Source organism: Ruegeria sp. F12, assembly GCF_056533885.1.
Genome location: NZ_JBQFOV010000009.1, coordinates 1 through 22,191 on the forward strand (window position 1 = coordinate 1; position 22,191 = coordinate 22,191).

The following is a 22,191-nucleotide window of genomic DNA, read 5'->3' on the forward strand; positions in this document are numbered from 1 at the left end:
CCCGTTCGATAAGGACCCGGATGATCTCCAAAGCTCCTGTGAGGATCGACGGGTCCGATAACGCATGTGCAAGACTAGCAACATTGGAGCGGCAGCGGAAAAACCCCTCATTGGTGCGCATTGCAATGAAGGCCAGAGATGCAAACTACACGAGCCTAGAATAGAAAGTGTCCGTTTGAGCCGCAAGAGTGCAAAGCGTGAAAGTCGCTGTGTTCAAAAACTTGATAGTAAATTCGAATCCGAAAGAAATTTGCCCGAGTTGTCAATGCGCGCTTGAAAAGCGACATTGATGTCCAAGGGCTATCTAGTTGGTAGCTTTATTGGATGGTTGAACACTTTACCTAGTTAAGCTCAAGCGACCTGCACTTCTCTCTCCGGCCAGAACTCGTCGACTATGACATAGGCGACAATTACGAAGAATGCGGCCCCTGCGACTTGCAAAACGCGCGTAATACTTTTGACGTCGGCCTCATCCGAAAATGGCGCAATCGACCCACCATAAACGATCAGGACAGTCGTCAACGCCGAGCCGGCTGCCGCGGCGAGAGCGGCCTGAGACTTTCCAAGCGCTCCGAGGGTGAAGCAGAAGAACAGACATAACAAAATTGGCGTCAGAATAACTGGTGCGATCACGTTTACTTCATAACAGATGATCGACACCGCAGCTCCAAGCAGGTTTGCTGTCAACATCGCTTTAGCGACGGTCTTACCCATTGAAGGCATGGCTGCCAGTTGCTGACTCAAAAGGGCGACGAAGAACAGAACCAATAGGGCAGATGCGCCAGATAGAAAAAACACCATGGCAAATGGCACAGTCACAAGTGACATTCTGACGATCCGCCGGTGCGGATCAAATACGGGTGGCGCGTCAGCTTTCTTCTCTGCGGCTGATTGAAGATCTGCTGGGATCAGCACAAACATCAGCGTCGATACGAAACCTGCAAATAGCAGGTTTATCGGTATCCAGAACACGAGCACAAGCGCCAGGTCCTGCGATTGGAGGGCGAGGTTCGGGATCATCAATGCCCCCATAAGCGCTATGACACCAGGTAGAACACCAGCCCCTGAAACTGACCACATGAAGGACAGGATGATCCCGATGGCCACCAGAATAAGGAATACCACTGGGTAGGGTGCGAAGATCGACGACAATAGAAATGAGATGAACATCAATCCTATCGAGAAAACAAACAATTTGGTGAATGCTGCCAACGGCAGCGCAGCGGGTGCTTGCAGGAAGAGCGCAGTGAAAACTGCCCCTACAACCGCCAAGGGCCATCCTAAAAACAGGCCCAAGGTAAAGACGCCGGTCACACCCAAGGCGAGCCTGAAAATGGATTTCCGGCCCTCAATAGGCATAGGAAAGAATCGAAACCAAACGGATATAGGTCTGCCCGACCATGTTCAGCAGGGAATTGTCGCTCAGATACATGATCACGTCGGCCTGCCCGTTAAGTTGGAAGCGTAGGTCGTCTTCGGCGCTTCCGGCCTCATACCCCGGCAGCACGATCCGAACAGGGAACCGTTCTGGTTCGCGTAGAAACCCTTTGGTACTTGGCGGGCTCGCCAACTGGCCGGGTTCATCGCCTCCGCTCAAAGATACGGCCGCGCTGAAGCTCTCAATAACACCCGGGACGATTTTACCGGGATGCATATCCAACACGACATCGACAGGAGAACCTATTGCAGCTCGGCCTAAGTTGTTTTCAGTAAAATACGCCTCAATCCAAACGTCGGTTGCATCTAGGAACGTCAAAAGGTCCTGACCAGATCGTGCGTATGTACCAGGGGCTATCAACAAATTGGATATGACACCCGTCGCCGGAGCGCGAAGTTCCGTCCACTCGAGGTTTAGCTCTGCATCTGCCAAGGCTGCCAATGCGCGTTGTATTTTTGGATTTTCGATCCCGTCGTCACCCAACCTCTGCTTTGCTTTTTCCAAATCCGCTTTAGCGTTCTCATAACTTGCCTCAGACTCTGCCAATTGACCTCGGGCATCATCGGCTTTTGAGACGGCGATCAATCCCTTTCTTTCCAGCGCAAACACGCGCTCTGTTTGAATCCGCATCGTATCCAGATCGCTCTGGGCCCGGGCCAATTTGGCTTGCGCAGCCCTCACCTCTGCCGAGGATGCGCCCACTTCCTGCGTAGCGGCTTCCAGATCAGCTTCGGCCTTGTCGCGTTGAATTTCGTAGGGCCTGGGGTCAATCCGAACCAGAACATCACCTGCCGAGACAACCTGTCCATTTTCGACAAGAACTTCGGTCACTGTACCGGTGACCTGTGGAACAATTTGGGTCGCGACGGCCTTTACTCTGGCATTCCCGGTAAACGGGGTTTTGCGGTCCGCGATAAGGTACCAGACGAGGAAAATAAGAATGACGGCCAAAGTGGTCCAAATCGTCTTTCTCATTTCGCCGCTCCTTCAGCTTCACTTTCGGCTTCTGCAGGCGCATCGATCCAGACCTTGAACAGTTCATAGAATACAGCGAACAGAACAGGCCCCATAAAAATTCCGATCAAGCCATACGCCATCATGCCGCCGAGAACACCGATGAGGATGACTAGCATAGGTGTCTCAAGGCCTTTTGAGATAAATACTGGCCTTAGGAAGCTGTCCATTATCGCTACGGGAACGGCCAGTACGGTGAAGATCAACGCTGTGCCACCGGACATGGTGCTCCAGGCGTAGATGACCACTGGCAGAAGAACCAAACCGGGTCCAATCTGGATAATCGAAAGGATTAGGCAAATAAACGCCAGCGTCGCGGCCGAACCAATCCCGAACAGCGCCAACAATACCCAAACTACGACCGCCTGAATCGCAGCTACGCCGATCACACCCTTTGTCACATTGCGGATCGTCGCGCCTGCCAGTGTAACGAATTCGCCGCCCCGGGGCGCAAAGACTCGGTTGGCAAAACGCTGAAGGCCTTGCACAAGACTTGGGCCAGGGCTGAACAAGGCACCCATAATCAAGACGGACAAAGCCAGTGCCAAGAGGCCAAGTCCGATGCTTAGCACCCGTCCGAACAGCGATTTGGTGATCTCAAGAATCTGCGCGCCGTATTTGGCAAGCGCGCCATCAAGGTTTCGTTCAAATAAGCCCCAAACTTCAGAAATCTTGTTGCCGACCAGGGGCAGCTCTTTTAGCCCTTCTGGTGCCGGTGGGACTTTTAGCTCGCCGCTGTCAGCTTGCTCTGCAAACTCAGATCCAAGCTCGGCTGCCCCTGATACCGCTGTTGCGACCGGCCCCAAAGTCAGAAGAAGACCTAACAAAACCAAAATCGTCGTAGCAAGTTTCTTCCGACCGCCCAACTTGGACTGTAGCCAATCGAAAACTGGATAGAGTGCGACGCATAGGATCGTCGCCCAGATCACCACGCTTGCCAGCGGTGCCACCATTACCAAAGCGCTGTAAAGGAATAGTCCGAGAAACAGCAGTCTTATCGCGAGATCGACAATCTTCGCGTCCTGGGTCTTTTCCATACCATCCCTCCAATATTTGTTTTCTGAATGTTACACTCAAAAAACGAAATATGTATATTTTTAAATTGGAGGGACCTGCAGCAACCTGAATTCTCTTGTAAATTCGTATTTCAGAGGGCTGGTCTGTAGATGTATAGCCTGCGTATGAAATTGGGTTGGCTCATTGGAGCAAAAATTAGTCGTCCCCTTTGGTGTCATCTTGGGACAGGATTGTATCCGCCACCGTGGTCGCTGCAGTCACGAAAATGCCGAGCCCCACGATGATGTAGAACATTGTAAAGATTTTGCCTGCTGCGGTTTCAGGAGAAAAGTCGCCAAACCCTACAGTCGATATTGTCACAACAGAAAAGTAGATGGAGTCGAGCCAACTCCAACCTTCGACATAGCGATAGAATACAGACGCCCACAGGATCATACCGGTTGTGAAGGCCAGAAGGCCTTTGACCCTGCCATCTTTAAAGGCGACGCCTATTCCTCGCGTAATTCTGGCTATCGAATTCATAAAACGACAATATCAAGGTAAAAACAAATATATACTATTTTTTGAATTTTTTCGTACTAGCCCGAAAATCTTGTGCGCTCTCACCGCGCGTATCGTGCGGAAATTGTAACCGACTGTTCGCCCAACCGCTTTAGGACTACTCAGTTCTGTTGTTACTCTATCGGCAGTGACGGCAATGGTGAAATGCGACACTTGCAACGAAAGGCTAACGGAAATTTCAAGTTCATACCGCATCGGCGAAATCCACTTTCCCAATGTCAGTAGGGTCCGCTAACAGGGACTGCACAGTCTGTTTTTGAATGTCCGGTTCGGGCTGTATTCTGTTACAGGCGACGGTGGAACGTGGTTCCCCGCATTCACCATGAAGCGAAACCCTTTTACTTTGCCCTGAAATTTTGTTTCGTAGCTTGGCCAAAAAGCGAAATTTCATGACAGCGTAGGCGCGATGGTTTAGGTTTTTACTTTAAATAGAATATCCAAGTCTCGGTGGGCTCCTTGGAACAAGTTACCTTTACGTTTGAGATGGGTGTGGTTTGCGTTTTGTTGGCCTTCACCGTCTTCTTGTTCGTGTCAGAAATTGTCAGAATTGACCTCTCCGCCATACTGGTTCTGGTTCTCGTCGGACTTCTCAGCTACGTACCCGGGCTTGAGAACCTGGCGGATGTTTCGCATCTGTTCGATGGGTTTGCGTCGAACGCTGTGATTTCTATTATCGCGGTCATGATCGTCGGTGCCGGATTGGATAAAACTGGTATCATGAACAAGGTTGCGGCGGTCATTCTAAAATATGGCGGCACGGCTGAAAGCCGGGTCCTGTCGATTGTGTCAGGAACGGTCGGCATCATATCCTCATTCATGCAGAATGTCGGAGCGGCTGCGCTGTTTTTGCCGGTCGTCAGCCGCATTTCTACGAGGTCGGGAATACCCTTGTCCCGCCTGCTGATGCCCATGGGGTTTTGCGCCATTCTTGGCGGCACGATGACTATGGTCGGGTCTTCTCCGCTGATTTTGCTGAACGACCTGGTCCAGACTGCAAACGAGGGGCTACCTGAAGGCCAAAAAATCCAACCCTTCGGGCTGTTCTCGGTAGCGCCAATTGGCGCGGCCTTAATCCTGACCGGGATCGGTTATTTTCTTCTGTTTGGGCGTTGGGTGCTGCCTGAAGACACCGGGTCCGACAACACCGGCACAGGACAGGGTACGCAGGAATACCTGCAACGGGTTTACGGCTTGCAGGCGGATATTTTCGAAGTGATCGTGCCAGAAAAAAGCCCGTTGGTCGGGCAGATACTGGCTGACATCAACCATGAAAATCATCTCTACATAATATCCACATTTTATCGCGGTAAGACTTCCATGGTTCAAGTTCTTACCGCCGAGATTGCCGCTCCGTGCCGGCTTGCCATCATAGGAAACCGCTCGGTTGTCGAACAGTTTGCAGAGAAATTTGGTCTGACTGTTCTTCCTGAACTGGATATCTTCGTAGAAGAGTTTGCGCCAACCAATGCCGGAATAGCCGAAGTCGTCGTGACACCTGATAGCAAGCTGATTGGGAAATGCCCCCGCGAGCTTTTGTTCCGAAAGACGTACGGCATGTCATTGCTTGCTATTCATCGAGGAGAAGAAACTCTCAGTCACGTCGAGACTGATACGCACGTGTCCACTCAGATCGGACTTGAAGAGTTTCACGCAGGCGACATGCTTGTCGCGCATACGAAGTGGGACAACCTGATGCGGGTCAAAAAGGATCCAGACTTCGTGGTTGTGACAACAGATTTTCCGCAAGATGAGCTACGGCCTCAGAAGGTCGGTTGGGCTTTGGCCTTCTTTGCAATATCGCTGTCGCTGATACTGTTCACCGACGTTCGCTTGTCCCTTTGCCTTCTGACGGGCGCCGCTGGAATGATGCTCACGCGGGTACTCAGTGTCGATGAGGCATACAGGGCAGTCGGATGGAACACGGTTTTCCTGTTGGCATGCCTGATACCTCTGGGGCAGGCGGTGCAAAATACCGGCACCGCAGCTTGGATCGCCCAGCAAATCATGATCATTTTGAACGGTTGGCCGATTTGGGCGCTTCAAGCCGGTGTCGCAATATTGGCCACCGCGTTTTCCCTGGTTATGTCGAATGTCGGGGCAACCGTGCTGCTCGTGCCCCTTGCTGTTTCAATTGCCGTAGCTGCCGGCGGAAACCCTGCGGCCTTTGCGCTAACAGTTGCAATCTCGACCTCGAACAGCTTCATCATTCCGACTCATCAGGTAAACGCACTGATTATGGGGCCCGCGGGTTACAAGGTAATGGACTTTGTGCGTTCCGGGGGCATCATGACCGTCCTGTTTTTGTTGGTTTCCTTGGTGATGCTCAATGTGATTTTCTGAACCGACTGACGGGAACAGATATCAAACTTTAGGCATCAAACCAAAACCTAACGATGCCGGTTTTAACTTTTTGCCGCTTACCGGGTTTCACTGGTCATCTGAACTCGCCCATGCCCAATCTGTCTTTTTTAGCCGAGAACTTTCACGGGTTTGGCACGCTCGGTGCGTCAATTGCATTGCAAATTTCAAACCCGAATTGAAAAGCACGCGGGTCACAACAAATTCGGTCCCGACCTTCAAACGGATTGCTATTTTGCGTCCCGTTGAACGTCCGAAAAGCCAGTTGGATGGCAGACACGGATCCCGGCGCTTAAGGTCCGGTTTTCTCCTCACTAACAATTTCACTATGAGTAACGGTTTTGTGAGGCTCATCGGTTCATGACTAGCTAATCAACTAGTTGAATCAGAATTAGTATTTTCAACAGAGACTGATTGTGTTGGGTGGCGAGTATGTATTCACTATTGTTTTCTATTTGGGCATCTCTTCCGTTTGACTTTGGCCAAAGGGCTGAACACTGCTCTAGGGCAGTGGAACAAGCACTCCTCATAGCTGGGCTTCTGACTGTTGCGGCGACGGTGTTTTCTGCGGAACATCAATTAGAGGACGGCACGACCGTCGCGCCGCTTGAGATGTTCCAGGAATGCGATGTCTGCCCCGAGATGATCGCGCTTACCGAGGGTGAGTTCATGATGGGTGGGCCTCCAGGGGAATCTCGGCGAACCAAGTATTTTGCTGATGGAAAAACGCGTACCGCTACGCCGGAGGCTCCTTACATCGCAAAACATGAGGGTCCGGTTCACCGTGTAGAAATCGACATTCCAATTGCAATGGGGCGCAACCAAGTAACCTACGATCAATGGATGGCGTGTGTCCAAGATGGGGGCTGTGGCGGGATCGTTCCGCAAAATTGTATTCCTCAGATCGATGGTTCCTGTGTGTCATTGACCGGAAATTTCCCGGTTATCTACGTCTCGTTTGAAGATGCGATTAGTTATACGAATTGGCTTAATCAAAAGGTTGGAGCCGAGGTCTATCGGCTGCCAACCGAGGCTGAATGGGAATACGCCGCGCGGGCGGGAACTCAGACGTCCTTTGCCCAGGGCGAAGAGGTTTCTACTGATCAGGCAAACTTTAGCGGTTCCGCGACCGCGAAGATGTTGGGAGTAGATCGCCATGATCTGGTCTCACGCCGGCTACCTGTACAGGTTGACCAACTCAATGCCGCGAACGCGTGGGGGCTAAGGCATATGTCAGGCAATGTTGCGGAATTGACGATGTCTTGTTGGTCCAAGAGATACGAAGGGTGGCGGACGTCCAGCCGTTATTTGGTCGAAGCGGAACTTTTAGATTGCGAACTAAGAGTAACTCGTGGAGGAGCTTACCGCTTTGCAATGGACTATGCGCGTACGGCTTCTCGTGGAAGAGGCTATGAAACGAGTCGGCGGAATGCAGTTGGGTTCCGTGTACTCAGAGAATTGAATTATTACGACTAAATTTTGGAGAGTTAATATGACTTGAGTCCATGGTGACAGAGATCCCCACACAGTAATTGGTCCATTTGCGGGGCTTCCAACGAGCTTAGGGGAACCTGTACGGACAACCACCTAAGGTCACGTTTTCTGGCTCACGTGATCGCATCAATCTCCCCTCGAACATAATCCCAAAGACTGAGGCGACCGAGGAAGAGATTTCAGAAAAACTGGAAAAAGGCACAGCGCAACGACGTCAATTCATAGTCCCAAAAAAGGGATAGAGAATTTCTGAACGCATCTCGTTCTGCTTAGATTGACACCGTCAGACAAAGCGAAAACATGCTTTCAGTTTCGCCTAAACTTTCCTTAATCGTTCAGAATAGCAGCCTTAACTTCCGCCTCCTTTATCTGTTGTACGACATCAACAGGACACTAGGAATTGGAGGAATTACCATGGCCAATACTCATGCCGCCCCAGCGCCGAAAAACGTTTTTGCCGGGATGATAGCAGACTATGCAGAGGCACGGACCGAGCTCTTTCGGCGGCGGATTTTCGCAAAGACCGTGCGGGAGTTGGAAAGCCTGAATGATGCACAGTTGGCGGATATCGGCGTCCCGCGCGCCGAGATCAAACAGCGCGCTTACCAAAGTGTCTATCGCGGCGTTTCTTACCACGACTGACATGGCCCTCGCCCAGCTCAAAGTAGCAAAGAAGGAAGGACCCTGAATATGTTTGATGACGTTTCATTGAATGGCAGGCTGACCCCGGCCGAAAGCGCATTGTTGCTGTTCGACAGAGCGATGAGGATCCAGGCGATCAGAGCCGATATCGTTCGTGCCGCACAATATCTGGACGGGTTCAGTGATCGCAAACTCTCAGAGTTAGGGATCAATCGCAGCGATATTGAAACAACGATCGACAGGTATATCTGACCGCATCACGCAGGGTTGGGTAGCGGCTTTTCAAGCTGAACGGTCAGTTGCAGTGGGTCTCTATCTGTAGGTGCTGTGCCAGCCTGTCGATCTCGGCCATCCATGTTTCCACGAGTTTCGGGTCACTGGGTGCCGCGTGAACCCCGGCCGGAACGGCCCGGTTCAGAACTGCTTCGACGGCCAGTGACACCGGCACTGAGACGAGGCGCGCCATCGCCGTGCCGCGCGCGTCGCCCCACGCGTCCATGACATAGGTTTTGTGCCAGACAGGAATGCCGTCCTTCTCGGCCTTCAGGCTCACGCACAGAACCACGCGGTCGGGCTCGCCCTCGTCATAGGCGTTCTCGGCCCAGAACTGATCCGACATCTCTTTCAAACGCGCATCGCCTTCGGGGCCCGAGAGGGTCTCGATCTCGGTAAATACGTCCGACCAGGCATCAGCCCAGCCGTTCAGGCGCAGGGTGCCGCGGACGAATTCCTTGACGGTCCAGTGATCGTCGAACTGGTACTCGGCCATGAACGGCAGAGAATCCCGGTTGGGATAGACCTCAAAGCTTTCGGGAGCGGGTAGCGGTGCAATATAGCTGGTGATGGCATCCCACGGGCGGGCAACGTCCAGCGGCGCGTAGTCGCGGATGGATTTTGACGGCGACCGCAGGGCTTTCAGAACGCCCAGAGGCGACCAGCTGAATTTATAGCGGAACGGGTTGGGGTTTTTGGGGATGCCGCCGCAATAGGAGATGAAGCTCAGGTGGTTTTGCGCGTCAAAAGCATCCGAGGCGCGGTAGTCAGCGACCAATGCGTGCGCCATCAGGTGATCGATGCCCGGATCCAGCCCGACCTCGTTGACAATGGTAACACCCGCTTCGCGCGCCTTGTAATCCAGCGCGCGCATTTCGGGGGCGATATAGGATGACGACACAAAGTTCGCGCCTTTGGAGATCGCCAATTCGGCCAGCGGTACATGCCAGTCGCCGGGTAGCATGGATACGATCACATCGCCCTTTTCCAACACCGCGCCCAAAGCGTCTATGTTAAATGCGCGAATTTCATCCGTCAGGTCGCCGACCTCAGCCTTGGCCTTGTCGATGGTCCGGTTCCAGACGGTGACTTTGTGACCGCCCTCGATCAGGCGGCGCAGGCCGGGGATGGCCGACAGGCCGGTGCCACACCAATGGATGGTCATTCGTATGCTCCTTTTTGGCTTTCAGCCGAATTTAAGTTTCGCAGTTACAATCGCACCGACAAGCAGGATCGATATCACATTGCCAAGGATCAACGGCCACGCAGCGATCATCAGCCCATAGATCAGCCACAGTGTCAGCGTGGTCAGAATCAGCAAGTTGGCGGGAAGGGACAGGTCTTTTGTTTCGCGGGTGCGCCAAGTTTTGAAAGTTTGAGGCAACCAGCATACTGTTCCCAAAATTGCCGCTGTTGCCCCGATCAGGTGTTCCATGGTTCGCCTTGCCTAACAATGTTTGACGAATTCGGCCCGTGCGCGGCCCCAGACGCCGCTGTCCAGATCGGTCAGGGTCAGCAGGGAGGGCAGCAGTTGCGTGGCATAGTCTTCCGAGCTTTCGACCGGCAGCATCGAGGGCAGGTTGTCGATGGCCATCACGTCCATCACCGGGTCGGTGGCCACGCGCAGCGCGGGGGCGTCCCATGTGGTCGCCCGGTCATAGACTGGCACTGGGTTATAGTCGCTGTCCGGATCGCAGGCCACGTCTCCGATGGCGGTCAGGTTGCGCTGTGCGCTGAGCGCCTCGCGCGGGACAAAGATCGGCGTGCCGGGGCGAGCGAAGATGCAGTTCAGGAACAGATCATGGTCGAGGATCTCGGGGAAGGGTCCACCGCTGGCGGTCTCGGCCATGTCCCACTTTGTAACAGCGACTCCCATCGCCTCGCACAAATCCGCAGCACCCGTGCCCACGCGGCCCAAGGCGCCGATGACGATAGCACGGGGGCGGGTGCCCGTGGCGTCCAGCTCGGCCAGCAACTCGGCGTTCAGCGCGTCTTTGTTGGTGTACACCCCGACCGGAGGGCATTCCTGCCCCCGCTGCTGCGCAGCCCATGTTTTCAGTGTCACCGCCGCACCCGCATAACCGGCCCAATAGCCAAAGGCAGCGACCCGGCGGCCGTCTTCGTCGACCAGATATTCCAAATCATAAAGCGTTCCGCCCCCGGTCTTGAAGCGCTCTAATAGGGCGCGTCCAGAATGCTGGCCCTTATAAGCATGGCCGAACATGATATGGCGATGGGGCAGGGGCGTGCCGTCCTCTGGCAGTTCTTTAAGGCCAAAGATTATCGCGTCCAGCGGGGCTTGGGGCCAGGAGTTCTCAGCTGCGACCTCACACCCGGCCGCCTTATATCCGTCCAGCGGGATGGCGCGGACCGAGCTTTCCTCGACCGTCACGCGGATGCCTGCGGCGATCAAAGCTGCGGCGCCTTCGGGGGTAAGCCCAACCCGTTCTTCGTTCGGGCGCTGTTCTGCCCGGACCCAGAGATGTGTCATCGTCGTTCCTTTTTCAGAGCATTCCGGCAGCGCGTACGGTCTGCACCGATGCCCGCGCCTCCATCGCGTCTCGGAACGCGATAATCTTGGGAAAGGCTGTAACGTCAACGCCGTCGCCCTCGAGCCAACTGCAGACCACATACAGATAAGCGTCCGCCAGCGAGAACTCATCCCCCAGTACAAAAGGCCCACGCAGCCCGTTCGAGGAGATATAGTCGCAGGACGCGGTCATCGTCTGCGCTACCTTACCCTGCATGTCTTTCCAGCTGGATTGCTTGTCAGCCCACCGCGCCCCGCGCATCTTGTGGGCGTGGTTCACATGCATGGTCGAGGCAAGGTAGTACATCACCTCGCGCATCCGCGCGGCCATGATCGGATCAGTGGGCACAAGCCCGGCCTCGGGCGCTATGGTTGCGATATAGTCCAACAGTGCGCCCGTTTCAGTCAGGATACCTCCGTCTACTACCAGCGCTGGCACACGACCCTTAGGGTTGATTTGCTTGTAGGCGGGTTTGGTCTGCTCACCGCCTGCGAAATCCAGCTTGATCGCCTCGTATTCCAGCCCGGCCTCTTCCAAGGCGATGGCCACGGCGACTGAAATCGTACGGGGGGCATAGTAAAGCTGCATGAAGGGCCTCCTTACAGGTGGGTCTGGGCGTATTGCCGATCGGGTGCTTCCAGATGCGGCACTGCATTGAACAGCACCGGGCTCAGCTGCGCACCAATTGGGTGCAGACGATGCATCGACGTATTCATGATGGCAAGCGCCACACGCGCCATCGCCGGGATATCCAGCCCCATCGCCTGCCGCACGACCATCGAGATCAGCCCGCCTGATGTCACCACAATCGCCGGGCCCCCTGCGGTTCCAATATCGTGCAGAGCGTCGCGCACGCGGGTTTCGAAGGTCTCAAACGTTTCTGGTGCGTTGGCGATTTCACCACTCGCCCACGCGGCGAATGTGCGGGGCAGGTGTTCCACAAACCCTTCGCGGTCTGTGGGCACGGCCACGTTGTGTTGTGTTTCATAGAGCTTGGCGATGTTGAAATACTCGATCTCGTTCAAACGCGGATCTTGCACGGGGTTCGGAAAACCCATGCTGGCCGCTGTTTCCAAATGGCGTTTCAGCGTTCCTGAATAGACCCGAGGAAAGTTGGCTTGTGTGTCGCGCAGATGCGCCCCCAGCCAACGCGCTTGCTGATGTCCCAGTTCGCTCAGCTTGTCGTAATCAGCTTCGTCCCGCGCGGCGGTATTGGCCTGACCGTGGCGTATCAGAGTTATATGTGACATGTCCGTCCCTTCCGGGGCGAAGTCTTATGACAGCTTGAACCGAGGGACCAGAGGCTTCGGACTTGAACCAGGGAATTTCACCCTTTGGCGCGCGCTTTGCGGGAAAGCAGAAATGACTTGGGTTGCATTGGCAATTTCAAGTGTTGCGTAACGGAAAAAAGTTTCCTATACGCTACAAAACTGCTGTATGCGCCCGTATACACCTCTGGTTTCACCTGCCGAGTTGGGTCTTGTGTTTAAGGTTGTTGACTTGCGGCTGAGACCTCGGAAGCTTGTGGTGGGATCATGTTGAGCGACCAGCGCAAATAACGCGGCGATACGGGATGCCAGGTTTTGAAAGGTTATAGATATGACATTACCGCGGCGCACGCCTTTGTATGACTTGCATGTTGAGTTGGGCGGGAAGATGGTTGATTTTGCTGGGTGGGAGATGCCTGTTCAGTATTCTTTGGGGATTATGGGTGAGCATTCGCAGTGTCGCGAGAGGGCTGCGGTGTTTGACGTCAGCCATATGGGTCAGGTGATTCTGCGCGGTGAGAATGTGGGGGAGAAGCTGGAAGCTTTGTGCCCGCAGGCTTTTGCGACGCTGAAAGAGGGCAAAGCGCGCTACGGTTTTTTTACGAACGAAGACGGCGGGATCATGGATGACCTGATCGTGTCGAATGCGGGGGACCATTACTTTGTGGTGGTGAACGCGGCGCTGCGGCATCAGGACATTCCGCATATGCGCGAACATCTGGACGGCGTCGAGGTGATCGAGATCTTCGACCGCGCGCTGGTAGCAGTGCAAGGCCCCAAGGCCGAGGATGTGGTGGGCGAACTCTGCCCCGCTGCCCGCGATCTGAAGTTCATGGAAACCACGGTGGCGGATATCAACGGCGTTGAATGCCGTATCTCACGCCTGGGTTACACCGGTGAGGACGGGTACGAGATCTCGATCCCCGAGGACAAGGCCATAGAAGTGACCCGCGCGTTCCTGGCGCATGAGGATTGTGAAGCCGCCGGTCTGGGCGCGCGCGACAGCCTGCGGCTGGAGGCGGGGCTGTGTCTTTACGGCAATGACATCGACCAGAGCACCTCTCCGATCGAAGCTTCGTTGGCTTGGGCAATCCAGAAGCGCCGCAAGGAGGAGGGCGGCTTTCCCGGCGCTGCGCGTATCCAAAAGGAACTGGCCGACGGGCCTGCACGCAAGCTGGTGGGCATCAAGCCGACAGGTCGAGCGCCTGCACGTCAGGGCGTGGAAATCCAATGCGCCGAGGGCAATAGCATTGGCCAGATCACCTCGGGCGGGTTTGGCCCCACGGTGGGCGGACCGGTGGCGATGGGCTATGTGGTGGCGGGCCATGGCGCGCCCGGCGAGGTGGTCAACCTGATCATCCGGGGCAAGCCGCAACCGGCCGAGGTTGTGGCGCTGCCCTTCGTCACCCAGAATTACAAGCGTTGAAGTCAGGAGAGAAAGACCATGGCAACCTATTATTCCGAAGAACATGAATGGCTGGATGTGGACGGCGACACGGCCACGCTGGGCATCACCAAGCACGCCGCCGAGCAGCTGGGCGATGTGGTCTTCGTGGAACAGCAGGAAGTGGGTGACGAGTTCGAGAAAGACGGCGAGATCGGCGTGATCGAATCCGTCAAGGCGGCCTCGGAACTCTATGCGCCGGTGGATGGCGAGATCACCGAGGTCAACGAAGCACTGGCCGACAATCCCGGCGCGCTGAACGAAGACCCCGAGGGTGAGGCGTGGATCTACAAGATCAAGATCGCGGACGCGTCGCAACTCGAAGATCTGATGGACGAAGCTGGCTACAAGGCCTTCATCGGCTGATCCAGACCGGGGCCCTGTACAGGGCTTCGCCCGTTCGGGCCGAACCGGCTCGTGATGATGTATCGGAGGCCTGCGTGGTCTCCGCCCGACCTGACTTATTCATAGGAGCGCTGCAATGGCTTTCAAACTGACCGACTACGAAGCCTATGACTTTGCCAATCGCCGCCATATCGGGCCCAGCCCGACCGAGATGCGCGACATGCTCAAGGTGATCGGCTTCAAGACGCTGGACGCGCTGATCGACGCCACCGTCCCGCCCGCGATCCGCCAGAAAGAGCCGCTGGACTGGGGTCCGGCGATGACGGAACGCGATGCGCTGTTCCACATGAAAGAGGTGGCGAGCAAGAACAAGGTTCTGACCTCGCTGATCGGTCAGGGCTATTATGGCACCACCACGCCGGCGCCGATCCTGCGCAACATCCTGGAAAACCCGGCCTGGTACACCGCCTATACGCCCTATCAGCCCGAGATCAGCCAGGGCCGGCTTGAGGCGCTGTTGAACTTCCAGACCATGGTCAGCGATCTGACCGGGCTGGACGTGGCCAATGCCTCGCTGCTGGACGAAGCCACCGCCGCGGCTGAGGCCATGGCGATGGCCAAGCGCGGTGGTCGGTCCAAGGCCAACAACGCCGCCTTCTTTGTCGACCGCAACTGCCACCCGCAGACCATCGCTGTGATCAAAACCCGCGCCGAGCCCTTGGGCATCGACGTACAGGTGGGCGATCCCGACCAACTGGAAGCAGGCGCCGTCTTTGGCGCGATCTTCCAATACCCCGGCACCCACGGCCATGTGCGCGACTTCACCGCCGAGATCGCGGCGCTGCATGAGCACAAAGCGATTGCCATCGTCGCCGCCGACATCCTGTCGCTGGCGCTACTGAAGTCACCGGGTGAGATGGGCGCGGATATCGCCATCGGATCGACCCAGCGCTTTGGCGTGCCGATGGGCTATGGCGGGCCCCATGCCGCCTATATGGCGACCACCGACAAGCTGAAGCGCGCGATGCCGGGCCGGATCATCGGTGTCAGCATCGACAGCCGGGGCAACAAGGCCTACCGCCTGGCGCTGCAGACCCGCGAGCAGCATATCCGCCGCGAAAAAGCCAACTCGAACGTCTGTACCGCGCAGGCGCTGCTGGCGGTGATGGCCTCGATGTACGCGGTCTATCACGGCCCCGACGGCATCAAGGCGATTGCGCAATCGGTGCACCGCAAAACCTCGCGCATGGCCGCCGGTCTGGAAGAGGCGGGCTTCTCGGTCGAACCCGAGGTGTTCTTTGACACCATCACGGTCGAGGTCGGCCACTTGCAGACCACCGTTATGGAGGCCGCCGTTGCCCGTGGCATCAACCTGCGCAAGGTCGGCGAGACGAAAGTGGGCATCAGCCTGGATGAACAGACCCGCGCCGAGACGATTGAGGCGGTTTGGGGCGCCTTCGGCATCGACCGTCAGGATGACAGCTCGAACGTGGCGTACCGCCTGCCGGATTACGCCCTGCGCGAGACGCCCTATCTGACTCACCCGATCTTCCACAAGAACCGGGCCGAGGCCGAGATGACCCGCTATATGCGCCGTCTGGCCGACCGCGACCTGGCGCTGGACCGGGCGATGATCCCGCTGGGATCCTGCACCATGAAGCTGAACGCGACGATCGAGATGATCCCGGTCACATGGCCCGAGTTCGGCAATCTGCACCCCTTTGCTCCGGAAGACCAGGCGCAGGGCTATCATGAGATGATTGCCGATCTGAACGACAAGCTGTGCCAGATCACCGGCTATGACGCGATCTCCCAGCAGCCCAACTCGGGCGCGCAGGGCGAGTATGCAGGCCTGCTGACCATCCGCAACTATCACTTCGCCCGCGGCGAAGGGCACCGCAATGTCTGCCTGATCCCAACCTCGGCGCACGGGACCAACCCGGCCTCGGCGCAGATGGTGGGCTGGCAGGTGGTGCCGGTGCAATCGGATGAGAACGGCAATATCGACCTGAATGACTTCCGCGCCAAGGCCGAGAAGCATTCGGATCATCTGGCCGGCTGCATGATCACCTACCCCTCGACCCATGGCGTGTTCGAGACCACCGTGCAGGAGGTCTGCCAGATCACCCATGACCACGGCGGTCAGGTCTATATCGACGGGGCCAACATGAACGCCATGGTCGGCCTGTCGCGTCCCGGAGACATTGGCGGCGATGTCAGCCACCTGAACCTGCACAAGACCTTCTGCATCCCGCATGGCGGTGGTGGCCCCGGCATGGGCCCGATCGGCGTCAAGGCGCATCTGGAAGAGCACTTGCCCGGTCACCCGGAATACGGCACCGCCGTGGGGCCGGTCTCTGCGGCGCCCTTTGGCTCGCCCTCGATCCTGCCGGTCTCATGGGCCTATGTGCTGCTGATGGGTGGCGCGGGTCTGACGCAGGCGACCAAGGTTGCGATCCTGAACGCCAACTATATCGCAGCGCGTCTGCAGGATGCCTATCCGATCCTCTACACCTCCGAATCCGGTCGTGTGGCGCATGAATGCATCCTCGACACCCGACCCTTGGACGAGGCGGCGCATGTCAGCGTCGACGACATCGCCAAACGTCTGGTCGACAGCGGCTTCCACGCCCCGACGATGAGCTGGCCGGTGGCCGGCACCCTGATGGTGGAGCCCACGGAATCCGAGCCCAAGGACGAGTTGGACCGCTTCTGCGACGCCATGCTCTCGATCCGATCCGAAGCGCAGGATATCATCGACGGCAAGATCGATGCGGAAAACAACCCGTTGAAGAACGCCCCCCACACGGTGCGCGATCTGGTCGGCGACTGGGACCGGCCCTATAGCCGCGAACAGGCCTGTTTCCCTCCGGGCTCCATGGGCGTCGACAAATACTGGTCCCCCGTCAACCGCGTCGACAACGCATACGGAGACCGAAACCTCGTCTGCACATGCCCTCCAATGGACGCATACGCGGAAGCGGCGGAATAAAAAGAAAACCCCCGCCCAGCGGGGGTTTTTCTTAGGGAACGAAGCCTTTCGGTACCCCGAATGGTGGAGAGTCCACGCTGGATCCCGTCAGTGCGTTGAGGAATGCCACGAGACTTGCGATGTCAGCTTCGGACAATTCCAATGGCGTGATGTCCATCTTGCCGCGCACACGCGCCATTTCCAACCGGTCGTCCCAGACGACGAAATCGGCTTTGTGCAACCAAGGAACGTTCGGCAGGTTAGCCATATCACGGGTCCATTGTGACAGGCTGCGTTCCGGATTCAGGTGGTGGCGTATCATGCTTTCTAGGTCCGGAAATGCTCCATTATGCCCATAGGGCGCCGTCAGAGCGACGTTTCGCAACATCGGAGTGCGAAAGCGGTAAGCATCTTCCAAGCGGTCGCTTTCCCCCATGCGGCCAACGTCACGCACATAGGGGTCCCATTGCCGCGTGCGGCCCGGCCCAAAAGGGGGCAGGGCCAAGGCGTGAAATTTCTGATCAGACATAAGCGGGCCGGAGTGGCACGAGGCGCAATTCGCCTTGCCGTAGAACAGGTCCATCCCGTCTTTCTGCTCTGCCGTCAGCGCCGAGGAGTCACCCGCGAGGTATTGATCGAACGCGCTGTCGGTGCTGCGCCATTCAACCGCCATGAACGCGGCTAAGGCGTTGGCGATCTGGGTGATTGTAATGTCCTCGGTCATGTTGACCTCATCAAAAGCGGCGACCATGGCCGGGCCATAGCGCGGATCGGTGCGCACGCGCTTGGCAAGGATCGGCCAGCCCAGATCAATCCGGTCGGCAACCGCTCCGGTCACCTGATTTTCGCCGACATTGCCGGCCATTTCGAATTGCGAGGTCAGTGGGAACAGCGCCTGTGCGGCGAGCAGCGAGTTCAGCCCCTCAGGCAACCATTCCTGGGCCGGAGAATTGAATCCGTTACCGTAGACATCCGAGATACTCAGGCGGCCATCGTGGAATACGGTGTGAAGCTCTTTTGCCCCAAGGTTCCAAAGCCCCGGTGAATTGCGCGGGATGCGCTTGCGGATCTTTTCTGCGCCCACGCCGGGCATGCGGTCCGGTCCCAGACCCTGTCCGCCTTCACCGATCCCCAAAGACAACCCGTCCGACGTGCCGAAATCAGGGTGATGGCAATGGGCGCAGGATATGTTCTGATTGCCCGACAGGATCGGGTCGTAAAACAGTTGATGACCGATGGCAGCCTGTTCCATATCAAAGAGGATAAAGTCATCATCGGTCAGCGGACGCGGCAAATCCTGAGCCGCAGCCGCACCGACGAAAAGGAAGAAAACCCAATGCGCCAGCTTGTATTTGCCCTTTGCTTTCTTGCCACCCCGGCGCTGGCCGAACTGGAACAGGCGCGTGACATGATGGAGGCCGGGGAGTTCGAGGCCGCACGCGAGGAACTGATGCCAGCCGCGCGGTCTGGCAATGCCGAGGCCGAGGAACTGATCGGCGTCATGTACGGCCTTGGGCTGGGGGTCGAGCAGGATTACGAGCGGGCGTTTGATTGGTATCTGCGTGCTTCGATGAAGGGACATCCGGGGGCGCAATCGGGCGTCGGTTGGTATTATGAGCTGGGTTTGGGCATGCCCGCGCCCGATCTGGTGCGGGCGTATATGTGGTACACGCTCAGCGCGATTGGCGGTGATCCCGATGCGGCGATCAGCCTTGAGGAAGTGGTCAAGAAAATGTCGCCGGAGCAGATTGAAAGAGCGCATGTTCTGGTCAACGACTACAAAGGGTGGATGTACCCGTTTCGGTAAGGGCCGGACGAAGCGCCCGGCCCCTTTCGCTTAGTTCAGATCCGCATCGCGAGAGGCGTTGATATCAGCCTCGGCTGCAGCAACCGCTTCGGTCAGGGCGTTGAACACCTCGTCCCCGCGGGCCACGTTGGACTGGAACCAGTCATAAACCGGCGTTGCGGCCTCTTTGAATGCAGCTTTCTGGTCGGGTGTCGGCACATAGAGATCCCCGCCACCGGCGACGAAATCTTCATAGGCCTGGATCGACTTGCGCTTGGGCGAGGCAAAGGTGGCCTGCTGCAGAGCATAGAACCCATCGACCACCACGCGGCGCATGTCCTCGGGCATCTCCTGGAACTTGGCGTTATTCATCCACCACAACGCACCCATATAGGCGTGGCCGTCCAGCGTGACGTATTGCAGACCGGCATCGGGGAATTTCATACCCATGATGTCGGTGATGCCGTTCTTGGACCCTTCAACCACACCGGTCTGGAAGCTGGTGAACAGTTCCGGCCATGGGATCGGAGTAGGCGATGCACCAAGTGCCTTGACCAGCTCCTGAGGCAGGTCTGCGACCACGGTGCGGATTTTCAGACCTTCCATATCGGCTGGCTCAGCGATGCGACGCTGAGTGTTGGCAAAGTTGCGCCAGCCACCGGTGTTTCCGATGGTCATCAGACGGATCGCGCCGCCGGAATCCTCAAGCGCCATGTCGCGTACCTTGCGGGTGAAATCGCCGGACAAGACATGCTCGGCGACGCGGTCATCGGCCATCAGATAGGGCAGGTCCAGAACCTGCACGTAGGGGAAGATGCCCGACGCGCCGCCCGAGGTCGAAATATAGATGTCGATCGTACCGTCAGCCACGCCTTGCAGGCACTCGGCCCCGTTCGAGCACAGCTGCGTCCCGATGAACAGTTCCACCTCGATGGCGCCGTTCGAGGCAGCCTCGACGTAGTTCTTGAAGACGATCAGGCCGTCATAGTCTTCGTCGTTTTCGTTCGAGTTCGCCGTCGCGCGCAAGGTGTAATCAGCAGCCGTTGCAGCTAGTGCGGATGCGGCCACCAGCGAGGTGGCCACCGCAGCGGTTTTGATGAAGTCTCTGAGCATTCGTTTCCTCCCTGTGATACTCAGTTCAGTTTGCAAATCCCGTTATCCTCGGGATCGTCATGGATAGTGCGGGGACATAGGTGATCAGGAAGATCACTATGATTTCGACAGCCAGAAACGGCAGGATCGCCTTGGCAATGGTTTCGACCTTTTCGCGCGATACGGCGGCGGCCACGAACAGCACCAACCCCATGGGCGGAGTGGCCAGGCCGACGGTCAGGTTGACGCTCATGATAATAGCAAAATGGATCGGGTCCACGCCGAGGCTTGTGAAAATGGGCGCAAGGATGGGGCCAAGGATGATGATCGCGGGGCCTGCATCCAGAAACATGCCGACGACGAACAGCAGCAGGTTGATCAGGAACAGCAGGATCAGCGGATTTTCCGACAGGCCAAGGATCAGTGCCGCCAGTTGTTCAGGCGCGTGGCTAAGGCTGACCACGGTCTTGAATGCCATCGCAGCGCCCACCAGCAGCAAAACCACCGCGGAGGTCAGACCCGCATTGCTGAGGATCTCGGGCACTTCTTTCAGGGTCAGCGTGCGCAGGACGAAGAAACCGATGATGAATGCATAGCCTACAGCGACCGCAGCAGCCTCGGTCGGGGTGAAGATGCCGCCGAGGATGCCCCCCAGAATGATGACGGGGGTCAGCAGCGGGAAGAACGCTTTGAGGCTTGCCTGACGACGCTCGGACCATGTGTATTTGCGGCTGGCGACGGGGAAGTCGTATTTGTCGGCCATGACTTTGATCATCAGCATCAGGCCGACGCCAACCATCACGCCTGGAACAATGCCTGCCAAAAACAGGGCGGCCACGCTTTCACCCATCACATAGGCATAGATGATCATGATGCCCGAGGGCGGAATGATTGGCCCGATCACCGAACTGGCCGCTGTGATCGCAGCGGCGAAGCGGCGGGTATAGCCCTGTTTCTCCATCGCTGGGATCAGCATCGAGCCCAGTGCCGAGGTATCGGCGACCGCCGAGCCCGACAGGCCGGCAAACAGGATCGAACTCAGGACATTCACATGGGCCAGACCGCCGCGCAGGTGCCCCATCAGGGCCTGAGAGAACTCGACCAGACGAATGGTGATGCCACCACGGTTCATCAACTCTCCGGCCAGCATGAAGAAGGGGATCGCCATCAACGGGAAGCTGTCCATACCGTTATAGACGTTCCGGTACAGCAGCGTGATGTCGTTGGTTTGGCCGTTCAGCCAAAGCAAAATGCCGGGCGCGGCCAGAAGTGCGAAAAAGACCGGCAGGCCGATCATCAGGAAAATCAGGAAGGTGGGCAGGAACCAGATCAGCATCTATTCAGCCCCCACCGGTGCATCTGCGATTTCGGGTAGCAGGTCTCCGCCGCCCATCATCTTGACGATCGACCGCAGGATAAGCTCGATATTGACGACTAGCAGAAGTATGACCCCCACCAGCAACGATGCCATCATCCAGCTGCGCGGGACGCGGTACCACTCGTCAAACCCCAGCGAGGTCGGAATATAGAGCGCCGCCGTGGCGAAGCGGCCGCCAAAACCCGTGACCTCGGACCAGCCGATATTCACGGCGACGGCCAACACCGCCAGCGAGACGAAAAGCAGAAACAGCATCAACACCTGCCCCAGCACGCGCGGCAGCATCATGGGCAGCATATCAATGGCGACAAACCCGCCGCGCCGAAACGCGGTAGGGGCCATCAGCCCGGTCATCCACAACATGCAGAAGCGCGCGGCTTCGTCCGGCCAGGGCAGGGCGTTGCCTAAAACGTATCGGAAGAACACCTGAATCAGGATTGCGATCACCATCAATGCAATCGCAACGACACCAACCGCGCGGCCCAAACGCAGCACGGTTTCGTTCACGAATGCAATCGGCGCAAGCGCCGTTGCCAGTCCGCCCATGCGGATCCTCCCTTGTTTAGCCGCAGGTTTGTC

21 protein-coding genes are annotated in these 22,191 nt (G+C 57.0%); 8 read left to right on the plus strand and 13 right to left on the minus strand.

Going from position 1 to position 22,191, the window contains the following annotated elements:
* Nucleotides 1-351: 351 nt before the first annotated feature.
* The 4 genes from ACR0CA_RS12950 to ACR0CA_RS12965 all read right to left on the minus strand — a co-directional run bounded on the left by ACR0CA_RS12950 (nt 352) and on the right by ACR0CA_RS12965 (nt 3,991).
* On the minus strand, nt 352-1,359 hold the full coding sequence (locus ACR0CA_RS12950) for a DUF2955 domain-containing protein (RefSeq protein WP_480552994.1): 1,008 nt from the start codon (nt 1,357-1,359) through the stop codon (nt 352-354).
* A complete protein-coding gene (locus ACR0CA_RS12955) occupies nt 1,349-2,413 on the minus strand; it encodes an HlyD family secretion protein (RefSeq protein WP_480899434.1) in 1,065 nt (354 codons plus the stop codon). Before ACR0CA_RS12955 ends, ACR0CA_RS12950 begins: the two co-directional genes overlap by 11 nt.
* Nucleotides 2,410-3,489: an AI-2E family transporter gene (locus tag ACR0CA_RS12960; RefSeq protein ID WP_170787525.1), complete on the minus strand. Its 1,080-nt coding sequence runs from the start codon at nt 3,487-3,489 to the stop codon at nt 2,410-2,412. The genes ACR0CA_RS12955 and ACR0CA_RS12960 overlap by 4 nt, the downstream gene beginning before the upstream one ends.
* A gap of 175 nt (nt 3,490-3,664) precedes the next feature.
* A complete protein-coding gene (locus ACR0CA_RS12965) occupies nt 3,665-3,991 on the minus strand; it encodes a potassium channel family protein (RefSeq protein WP_170775830.1) in 327 nt (108 codons plus the stop codon).
* A 522-nt stretch (nt 3,992-4,513) separates the two neighbouring features.
* On the opposite strand from ACR0CA_RS12965, the gene ACR0CA_RS12970 reads away from it, so the two are divergent.
* The 4 genes from ACR0CA_RS12970 (at nt 4,514) to ACR0CA_RS12985 (ending at nt 8,776) form a co-directional block, all read left to right on the plus strand.
* Nucleotides 4,514-6,370 (plus strand): SLC13 family permease, encoded by a 1,857-nt coding sequence (locus ACR0CA_RS12970; RefSeq protein ID WP_480899625.1) that lies wholly within the window; start codon nt 4,514-4,516, stop codon nt 6,368-6,370.
* A 450-nt stretch (nt 6,371-6,820) separates the two neighbouring features.
* A complete protein-coding gene (locus ACR0CA_RS12975; protein ID WP_480899437.1) occupies nt 6,821-7,864 on the plus strand; it encodes a formylglycine-generating enzyme family protein in 1,044 nt (347 codons plus the stop codon).
* A 432-nt stretch (nt 7,865-8,296) separates the two neighbouring features.
* A complete protein-coding gene (locus tag ACR0CA_RS12980) occupies nt 8,297-8,524 on the plus strand; it encodes a DUF1127 domain-containing protein (protein ID WP_480899439.1) in 228 nt (75 codons plus the stop codon).
* A 48-nt stretch (nt 8,525-8,572) separates the two neighbouring features.
* The gene (locus ACR0CA_RS12985; RefSeq protein ID WP_170775824.1) at nt 8,573-8,776 is read left to right on the plus strand and encodes a hypothetical protein; all 204 of its coding nucleotides are present in this window, start codon (nt 8,573-8,575) and stop codon (nt 8,774-8,776) included.
* A 43-nt stretch (nt 8,777-8,819) separates the two neighbouring features.
* Here the strand turns inward: ACR0CA_RS12985 and ACR0CA_RS12990 are convergent, their stop codons facing one another.
* From ACR0CA_RS12990 to ACR0CA_RS13010, 5 genes are read right to left on the minus strand one after another with little or no spacing between them, the layout of a single operon-like run.
* Nucleotides 8,820-9,962, minus strand: coding sequence for a saccharopine dehydrogenase family protein (locus tag ACR0CA_RS12990; RefSeq protein WP_480899441.1), 1,143 nt, complete (start codon nt 9,960-9,962; stop codon nt 8,820-8,822).
* Nucleotides 9,963-9,983: 21 nt separating this feature from the next.
* Nucleotides 9,984-10,232 (minus strand): SemiSWEET family sugar transporter, encoded by a 249-nt coding sequence (locus tag ACR0CA_RS12995; RefSeq protein WP_480899443.1) that lies wholly within the window; start codon nt 10,230-10,232, stop codon nt 9,984-9,986.
* 12 nt (nt 10,233-10,244) lie between these two features.
* A complete protein-coding gene (locus ACR0CA_RS13000) occupies nt 10,245-11,288 on the minus strand; it encodes a saccharopine dehydrogenase (protein ID WP_480861075.1) in 1,044 nt (347 codons plus the stop codon).
* 13 nt (nt 11,289-11,301) lie between these two features.
* Nucleotides 11,302-11,916, minus strand: a complete 615-nt coding sequence (locus ACR0CA_RS13005; RefSeq protein WP_480899445.1) for a glutathione S-transferase family protein — start codon at nt 11,914-11,916, stop codon at nt 11,302-11,304.
* Between the two features lie 11 nt (nt 11,917-11,927).
* A complete protein-coding gene (locus ACR0CA_RS13010; RefSeq protein ID WP_170791769.1) occupies nt 11,928-12,578 on the minus strand; it encodes a histidine phosphatase family protein in 651 nt (216 codons plus the stop codon).
* A gap of 349 nt (nt 12,579-12,927) precedes the next feature.
* Here ACR0CA_RS13010 and gcvT point away from each other — a divergent pair, with 349 nt between their 5' ends.
* The 3 genes from gcvT (at nt 12,928) to gcvP (ending at nt 17,377) form a co-directional block, all read left to right on the plus strand.
* Nucleotides 12,928-14,022, plus strand: a complete 1,095-nt coding sequence (gene gcvT, locus ACR0CA_RS13015) for a glycine cleavage system aminomethyltransferase GcvT (RefSeq protein ID WP_480899447.1) — start codon at nt 12,928-12,930, stop codon at nt 14,020-14,022.
* Between the two features lie 18 nt (nt 14,023-14,040).
* Nucleotides 14,041-14,406: a glycine cleavage system protein GcvH gene (gene gcvH / locus ACR0CA_RS13020; protein ID WP_170775892.1), complete on the plus strand. Its 366-nt coding sequence runs from the start codon at nt 14,041-14,043 to the stop codon at nt 14,404-14,406.
* Nucleotides 14,407-14,521: 115 nt separating this feature from the next.
* Nucleotides 14,522-17,377: an aminomethyl-transferring glycine dehydrogenase gene (gene gcvP, locus ACR0CA_RS13025; RefSeq protein WP_480899449.1), complete on the plus strand. Its 2,856-nt coding sequence runs from the start codon at nt 14,522-14,524 to the stop codon at nt 17,375-17,377.
* Between the two features lie 31 nt (nt 17,378-17,408).
* Here gcvP and ACR0CA_RS13030 read toward each other — a convergent pair whose 3' ends face one another.
* Nucleotides 17,409-18,608: a cytochrome-c peroxidase gene (locus ACR0CA_RS13030; protein ID WP_480899451.1), complete on the minus strand. Its 1,200-nt coding sequence runs from the start codon at nt 18,606-18,608 to the stop codon at nt 17,409-17,411.
* Between the two features lie 84 nt (nt 18,609-18,692).
* Between ACR0CA_RS13030 and ACR0CA_RS13035 the strand changes: the two genes are divergently transcribed.
* Nucleotides 18,693-19,163: a tetratricopeptide repeat protein gene (locus ACR0CA_RS13035; RefSeq protein ID WP_170783147.1), complete on the plus strand. Its 471-nt coding sequence runs from the start codon at nt 18,693-18,695 to the stop codon at nt 19,161-19,163.
* A gap of 30 nt (nt 19,164-19,193) precedes the next feature.
* Here ACR0CA_RS13035 and ACR0CA_RS13040 read toward each other — a convergent pair whose 3' ends face one another.
* From ACR0CA_RS13040 to ACR0CA_RS13050, 3 genes are read right to left on the minus strand one after another with little or no spacing between them, the layout of a single operon-like run.
* Entirely contained in the window at nt 19,194-20,255 is a 1,062-nt protein-coding gene (locus ACR0CA_RS13040) for a TRAP transporter substrate-binding protein (RefSeq protein WP_170355481.1), read from the minus strand.
* Between the two features lie 25 nt (nt 20,256-20,280).
* Nucleotides 20,281-21,570, minus strand: coding sequence for a TRAP transporter large permease (locus tag ACR0CA_RS13045; protein WP_170783146.1), 1,290 nt, complete (start codon nt 21,568-21,570; stop codon nt 20,281-20,283).
* Entirely contained in the window at nt 21,571-22,158 is a 588-nt protein-coding gene (locus ACR0CA_RS13050) for a TRAP transporter small permease (protein WP_170355479.1), read from the minus strand.
* Nucleotides 22,159-22,191 lie beyond the last annotated feature (33 nt).

What these genes read in the sequence shown, in the direction of transcription:
- ACR0CA_RS12950 (WP_480552994.1), bottom strand. Translation starts at nt 1,359, where the DNA reads ATGCCTATTGAGGGCCGGAAATCCATTTTCAGGCTCGCCTTGGGTGTG.
- ACR0CA_RS12955 (WP_480899434.1), bottom strand. Translation starts at nt 2,413, where the DNA reads ATGAGAAAGACGATTTGGACCACTTTGGCCGTCATTCTTATTTTCCTC.
- ACR0CA_RS12960 (WP_170787525.1), bottom strand. Translation starts at nt 3,489, where the DNA reads ATGGAAAAGACCCAGGACGCGAAGATTGTCGATCTCGCGATAAGACTG.
- ACR0CA_RS12965 (WP_170775830.1), bottom strand. Translation starts at nt 3,991, where the DNA reads ATGAATTCGATAGCCAGAATTACGCGAGGAATAGGCGTCGCCTTTAAA.
- ACR0CA_RS12970 (WP_480899625.1), top strand. Translation starts at nt 4,514, where the DNA reads ATGGGTGTGGTTTGCGTTTTGTTGGCCTTCACCGTCTTCTTGTTCGTG.
- ACR0CA_RS12975 (WP_480899437.1), top strand. Translation starts at nt 6,821, where the DNA reads ATGTATTCACTATTGTTTTCTATTTGGGCATCTCTTCCGTTTGACTTT.
- ACR0CA_RS12980 (WP_480899439.1), top strand. Translation starts at nt 8,297, where the DNA reads ATGGCCAATACTCATGCCGCCCCAGCGCCGAAAAACGTTTTTGCCGGG.
- ACR0CA_RS12985 (WP_170775824.1), top strand. Translation starts at nt 8,573, where the DNA reads ATGTTTGATGACGTTTCATTGAATGGCAGGCTGACCCCGGCCGAAAGC.
- ACR0CA_RS12990 (WP_480899441.1), bottom strand. Translation starts at nt 9,962, where the DNA reads ATGACCATCCATTGGTGTGGCACCGGCCTGTCGGCCATCCCCGGCCTG.
- ACR0CA_RS12995 (WP_480899443.1), bottom strand. Translation starts at nt 10,232, where the DNA reads ATGGAACACCTGATCGGGGCAACAGCGGCAATTTTGGGAACAGTATGC.
- ACR0CA_RS13000 (WP_480861075.1), bottom strand. Translation starts at nt 11,288, where the DNA reads ATGACACATCTCTGGGTCCGGGCAGAACAGCGCCCGAACGAAGAACGG.
- ACR0CA_RS13005 (WP_480899445.1), bottom strand. Translation starts at nt 11,916, where the DNA reads ATGCAGCTTTACTATGCCCCCCGTACGATTTCAGTCGCCGTGGCCATC.
- ACR0CA_RS13010 (WP_170791769.1), bottom strand. Translation starts at nt 12,578, where the DNA reads ATGTCACATATAACTCTGATACGCCACGGTCAGGCCAATACCGCCGCG.
- gcvT (WP_480899447.1), top strand. Translation starts at nt 12,928, where the DNA reads ATGACATTACCGCGGCGCACGCCTTTGTATGACTTGCATGTTGAGTTG.
- gcvH (WP_170775892.1), top strand. Translation starts at nt 14,041, where the DNA reads ATGGCAACCTATTATTCCGAAGAACATGAATGGCTGGATGTGGACGGC.
- gcvP (WP_480899449.1), top strand. Translation starts at nt 14,522, where the DNA reads ATGGCTTTCAAACTGACCGACTACGAAGCCTATGACTTTGCCAATCGC.
- ACR0CA_RS13030 (WP_480899451.1), bottom strand. Translation starts at nt 18,608, where the DNA reads ATGGAACAGGCTGCCATCGGTCATCAACTGTTTTACGACCCGATCCTG.
- ACR0CA_RS13035 (WP_170783147.1), top strand. Translation starts at nt 18,693, where the DNA reads ATGCGCCAGCTTGTATTTGCCCTTTGCTTTCTTGCCACCCCGGCGCTG.
- ACR0CA_RS13040 (WP_170355481.1), bottom strand. Translation starts at nt 20,255, where the DNA reads ATGCTCAGAGACTTCATCAAAACCGCTGCGGTGGCCACCTCGCTGGTG.
- ACR0CA_RS13045 (WP_170783146.1), bottom strand. Translation starts at nt 21,570, where the DNA reads ATGCTGATCTGGTTCCTGCCCACCTTCCTGATTTTCCTGATGATCGGC.
- ACR0CA_RS13050 (WP_170355479.1), bottom strand. Translation starts at nt 22,158, where the DNA reads ATGGGCGGACTGGCAACGGCGCTTGCGCCGATTGCATTCGTGAACGAA.